This window comes from Pseudomonas sp. 2VD (genome assembly GCF_005503585.1).
Lineage (GTDB): Bacteria > Pseudomonadota > Gammaproteobacteria > Pseudomonadales > Pseudomonadaceae > Pseudomonas > Pseudomonas aeruginosa.
The window spans coordinates 1-5,216 of sequence record NZ_SCND01000400.1 but is presented as its reverse complement, the minus strand read 5'-3'; the positions used below and the strand labels follow the sequence as shown (position 1 = coordinate 5,216).

General features: G+C 67.6%; 5 protein-coding genes. 1 reads left to right on the top strand and 4 read right to left on the bottom strand.

Translation table 11 applies throughout. The features are described 5' to 3' along the window. On the top strand, positions 1 to 533 hold a 533-nt coding region (locus FFS27_RS28200; RefSeq protein WP_137952362.1), incomplete at its 5' end, for a thiosulfate sulfurtransferase GlpE. Between the two features lie 16 nt (positions 534 to 549). Here the strand turns inward: FFS27_RS28200 and FFS27_RS28195 are convergent. The 4 genes from FFS27_RS28195 to FFS27_RS28180 form a co-directional block, all read right to left on the bottom strand. After that, positions 550 to 2,049: a flavin-containing monooxygenase gene (locus tag FFS27_RS28195; RefSeq protein ID WP_023092097.1), complete on the bottom strand. Its 1,500-nt coding sequence runs from the start codon at positions 2,047 to 2,049 to the stop codon at positions 550 to 552. A gap of 166 nt (positions 2,050 to 2,215) precedes the next feature. Continuing rightward, positions 2,216 to 4,057 (bottom strand): glutathione-regulated potassium-efflux system protein KefB, encoded by a 1,842-nt coding sequence (gene kefB / locus FFS27_RS28190; RefSeq protein WP_021264458.1) that lies wholly within the window; start codon positions 4,055 to 4,057, stop codon positions 2,216 to 2,218. 2 nt (positions 4,058 to 4,059) lie between these two features. After that, positions 4,060 to 4,533 (bottom strand): SRPBCC family protein, encoded by a 474-nt coding sequence (locus FFS27_RS28185; protein ID WP_021264457.1) that lies wholly within the window; start codon positions 4,531 to 4,533, stop codon positions 4,060 to 4,062. A gap of 159 nt (positions 4,534 to 4,692) precedes the next feature. Then, on the bottom strand, positions 4,693 to 5,216 hold a 524-nt coding region (locus FFS27_RS28180), incomplete at its 5' end, for a pirin family protein (protein ID WP_137952361.1).

Sequence of the window (5,216 nt, the reverse complement as noted above, 5' to 3'; positions counted from 1 at the left end):
CGCCAAACAGGTCGTATTCCGCCGGCTCGGCACTCTGGGCCGGTTCCGCGCTGCTGCTGGGGGTGATCTTCAGCGATGCGGTGGACCACCTGCTGGCCCTGCTCAGCGACTACGCGGCCATCGGCGCGCTGCTGATCGCCGGCGCCTTCGCCGCCTTCATCGCCTGGAAGCTCTGGCAGCGCCAGCGCCTGCTGTCGCGCAGCCGGCGGATTCCGCGAATCAGCGTGGAGGAACTGGAAAGCCTTCGCGAACAGGGGCAATTGCCGGTGATCCTCGATGTCCGCGCCCATCACGAAGACGAGCCGAGCGGCATTCCGGGAGCCATCCCGGTGGAACTGAACGTGTCGCTGAAGGACCTGCCCGGCGACCTCAGGGACGCCAGCATCGTCATCTATTGCGCCTGTCCCCACGAACTTTCCGCCGCGATGCTCGCCCAGCGCCTCAACGCCTCCGGCTTCACCCGCACCTGGGCGCTGGCCGGCGGCCTGGACGCCTGGCGCAAGGCCTACGGGCAGGTCGCGGCGAACGCCTGAGCGGTGCCCGCCGGGTTCAGCCCAGGGCCTGCACCGCCGCGCCGCCGGCTTGCCGCTGCGGCGCCGGCGAGGAGAACACCAGGTAGCCGTCCTCGACCTTACCGTAGCGCAGCAGCGCCAGGTCGAGGACGTAGTTCTGGTAAAGCTTCCAGGGCATCCGGTCGCCCTGCTTGGGCATGCGCTCGGCGGCGCGCTGGATGTAGCCGGAGTCGAGGTTGAGGAAGGGCTCCTCGCGCACGTCGCCGGTGCTGTCGCGGGCGGTCACCTGGCGCATGCCGGTGGCGTCCATGTGATTGATCAGGCGGCAGAAGTATTCGCTGGAGAGGTCCGCCTTGAGCGTCCAGCTGGCGTTGGTATAGCCGACCACCGCCGCCAGGTTCGGCAGGTCGCGCAGCATGATGCCGCGATAGCCCATGCTCTGGTTGACCTGGAACGGCTTGCCGTCAACCGCCAGCTCGGCGCCGCCGAACATCACCAGGTCGAGACCGGTGGCGGTGACGATGATGTCCGCCTCCAGCACCTCGCCGGTCTTCAGGCGAATGCCCCGCTCGACGAAGCGGTCGATGTGCTCGGTGACCACCGACGCCTTGCCCTTGCGCAGTACCTTGAACAGGTCGCCGTCCGGCACCGCGCAGACCCGCTCGTCCCACGGCTTGTAGCGCGGGCTGAAGTGGCGCATGTCGAAGCGCTTGCCCAGTTGCAGGCTGGCCAGCTTGAGCAGGACCTTGCGGACCAGGCCAGGGAAGGTCCTGGCGAGCATGAAGAAGACCATCTGCATGGCCACGTTGCGCGCCCGCGCCTGGCGGTAGATCCAGGTTTCCGGAAGGAAGCGGCGGAGGAAATTGGAGATCGCGTCCTTCTGCGGCAGGGTGATCACGTAGGACGGCGAGCGCTGCAACATGGTGACGTGGGCGGCCTTGTCGGTCAGCGACGGCACCAGGGTCACGGCGGTCGCGCCGCTGCCGATCACCACCACCTTCTTGCCGCTGTAGTCGAGGTCCTCGGGCCACAGCTGCGGATGGACGACCTGCCCGGCGAAGTCCTCGCGACCGACGAATTCCGGGGTATAGCCGGCCTCGTAGCGGTAGTAGCCGGTACACATCAGCAGGAACTGCGCGGTCATGCGCAGCGGCTCGGGCTCGTCACCGCGCTGCACGTCGAGGTTCCAGCGCGCATTGGCGGAATCCCAGTCGGCCCTGAGCACCCGGTGGCGGTAGCGGATCTTCCGGTCGATGCCGTTCTCCCGCGCGGTCTCCTCGATGTAGCGGCGGATCGAGGGACCGTCGGCGATGGCCTTGGGATCGCTCCATGGCTTGAAGTTGTAGCCGAGGGTGAACATGTCCGAGTCGGAACGGATGCCGGGGTAGCGGAACAGGTCCCAGGTACCGCCCATCGCCGCGCGCCCCTCGAGCAGGGCGAAGCTCTTGCCGGGGCAATGCTTCATCAGGTGGTAGGCGGCGCCGACGCCGGACAATCCGGCGCCGACGATGAGTACGTCCAGGTGTTCGACAGGCATAAGGTTCCTCGATCGGCGGAAGCGTCCAGCCGTCTGCTGGGCTGATGCCCTCCACCCTACAGAGGGGATGCCGCGCGGGTATCCCAACCTTCGTACTGCGATATCCGCAAAGTATGGACCCAGGCGTGGGAATCACCCATGCCGGCGTACCGGCATGGGTCGGGCGCTAGGACGCGCGGGAAGGTTTCTCCGGGGTCTCCGCCGCTACCGCGCCACGGTCTTCCAACTGGTCGGTCTGGAACAGCGTCTCCAGCTCGACCCGCGCCTCGCGAGCGCTTTTGATCAGCGCGTCGCGGTCGTTGTAGAACAGGTGCTGGGAGGCCAGGACCTCTTCGTCGTGCCGACGGAAACGACGGATCCGCGCGTCCGCCTGTTCCTCGCTCAGACCCAGGCCGCAGAGCACCATGCGGCTCATCTCCAGGCTGGAGAAGAAGGTCTCGCGCACCGGCTCGACCCCGGCGTCGAGCAACAGGTGGACGTGCTGGCGGTTACGCGCGCGGGCGATGATCTTCAGGTGCGGATACAGCTTGCGCACGCGCTTGGCCGTCTCGATGTTGGTCTCCGGGTCATCGGTGGCGATGACGAAGAACTCGGCCTTCTCTACCTGGGCCGCGCGAAGGATCTCCGGGCGCATCGGGTCGCCGTAGAAGATCGGGATCGCGCCGAGGGTACGGGTCAGCTCGATGGTCTCCACCGAGGTGTCCAGGGCGATGAACGGCACGCGCTGGGCGCGCAGCACGCGAGCGACGATCTGGCCCATGCGGCCGACCCCGGCGATCACCACGCGCGGGGTGTCGTCGTTGTCGATGCGTTCCATTTCCGGCGGCGGCTTCGTCGCCTCCGGCTCCTTCGCCAGCAGGCGCGCGAGGCCGAGTACCAGCAACGGGGTCAGGGCCATCGACAGGGTGATGGAAAGCACCAGCAGGTTGTGCAGGTCGTTCTGGAACAGGCTCTGGTCGCGGGCCATCTTGAACACGACGAAGGCGAACTCGCCGCCGGCCGCCAGGACCACGCCCAGGCGCAGCGCCGAGGCCTTGTCGAGGCCGCCGGAAATACGCCCGACGAAGTACAGCACCGGCGCCTTCAGGGCGATCAGCAGCACGGTCAGGCCGAGCACCATCCACGGCGACTTGAGCAGCAGGCTGATGTCCGCGCTCATCCCCACGCTGATGAAGAACAGGCCGAGCAACAGGCCCTTGAACGGCTCGATCTGCGCCTCCAGTTCGTGGCGGTACTCCGAGTCGGCCAGCAGCAGGCCGGCGAGGAAGGCACCGAGGGCCATGGACACGCCGGCCAGCTCCATCAGCAGCGCGGTGCCCATCACCACCAGCAGCGCAGTGGCGGTGGACATGTCCTGCAGCTTGGTCTGGGCGACGATGCGGAACACCGGGCGCAGCAGGTAGCGGCCACCGACCACCACCGCGGCGATGCTGCCGACTACCTTGAGGGTCTGGGTCAGTTCGCTGCCGCCGGCGTCGCTGTGCGCACCGCTGAGCAGCGGGATCATGGCGATCAGCGGGATCGCCGCGATGTCCTGGAACAGCAGGATGGCGAAGGCCAGGCGGCCATGGGGCTGGGTCAGTTCCTTGCGCTCGGCGAGGATCTGCAGGCCGAAGGCGGTGGACGACAGCGCCAGGCCCAGGCCGAGCACCACCGCGCTGTTCACCGGTTGGTCGAAGCCGACCAGGGCCACGGTGCCGATCACCACGCCGGTCAGCAGCACCTGCAGCAGGCCGACGCCGAACACCGACTTGCGCATCACCCACAGGCGCCGCGGCGACAGCTCCAGGCCGATGATGAACAGCAGCAATACCACGCCCATCTCGGAGATCTGCGCGACGCTTTCCGGGTTGTCCACCAGGCCCAGCACGCTGGGACCGATCAGCACGCCGGCCAGCAGGTAGCCGAGCACCGCGCCCAGTTGCAGGCGCTTGGCCAGCGGCACCATGAACACCGCCGCGATCAGGAAGACCACGCCGGACTGGAGAAAACTGCTTCCGTGTTCCACGCTCAACTCCCGCTGGCGGCGCTGGCGCCGAACCGGTCGCGGATGGTGGCGATGGTCTCCACATCCATGGCGATATAGGCCTGCTTGACGAAGGCGTCGTAGGGCAGTTCGTCGCCCAGCGGCTGCAGGTAGCGGGTGCAGTAGGCGAAACGCACGAACAGCGAGCCGGGCTCCGGCTCCTCGATGGTCATGTCGAGGCTGCCGCCGGCCACCTCGGCGCTCGGCTTGATGCTGTAGTGGGCACTGTCCGGCGCCTTCAGCACGACTTCGTCCTCGACCACCAGACCCGGCAGGTACAGGCGCCGGTGCAGGCGGTTGCCGTCATCGACGAGGATCTCGAAACGCTCCAGGCCGACGACGAAATACTGTGGCTCGCGCGCACGGCAGACCAGGCCTTCCCAGAGTTGCAGCCGGTCGAGGACCGGCAGGTCGACAAGCGTCCGGTCGTTGACCTGGACCAGGTGTTCGAATTGCATGTGGCTCACTTCCTGTTCGGTGCATGCGATAGGCGAGTTCTGACCGGCGATGGGTGCAGAAAGTTTTCCCGCTGCCGGCGAATCGCCAGACCGCAGGTCCGCAACGATCGCCGACAGGCATTCGAGGACGCCGCCGGGGCACCCGGCGGCACATCGACCTCACTCGGCGTCGATCTTCCAGGGAATCGGCGGAGCGCTCAAGCGCGGCCCTTCCAGGGCGTCGAGCCGGCCGAAGCGGGCATCCCCCTCCTCCCAGGCCTTCTGCGCCCGGGCGATCTCACCCTTGCTGTGGCCGACGAAGTTCCACCACATGAAGATCTCCGCGCCGAACGGTGCGCCGCCCAGCAACAGCACCCGCGCGCCAGGATCGAGTTGCAGTTGCAGGCCGTCGCGGCCGTCGCCCAGGTAGGCCAGTTCGTTCACCGCGAAATGCTCGCCGCCCACTTCCAACCCGCCTTCCAGCGGCAGCAGGCCGTACTCGAAGTGCGGGTCGAGCGTCAGTTGCAGGGTCGAGGCATCGTCGCAGGCCAGGTCGGCGCCGAGCAGCGGCGAGTAAAGCCGGCACGGCGCCTGCCGCCCGTCCAGAGCGCCGGCCAGCAGGGTGAAGGTGACCCCCTGCTCCTGCCAGCGCGGCAGGTCGGGATGATGGTCGAAGGCCGGGGCGATGTCGCGCTGCTCGTAGG

Excerpts from the sequence above, each read along its gene's own strand:
- FFS27_RS28185 (WP_021264457.1), bottom strand. The coding sequence starts at position 4,533 with ATGCAATTCGAACACCTGGTCCAGGTCAACGACCGGACGCTTGTCGAC.
- FFS27_RS28195 (WP_023092097.1), bottom strand. The coding sequence starts at position 2,049 with ATGCCTGTCGAACACCTGGACGTACTCATCGTCGGCGCCGGATTGTCC.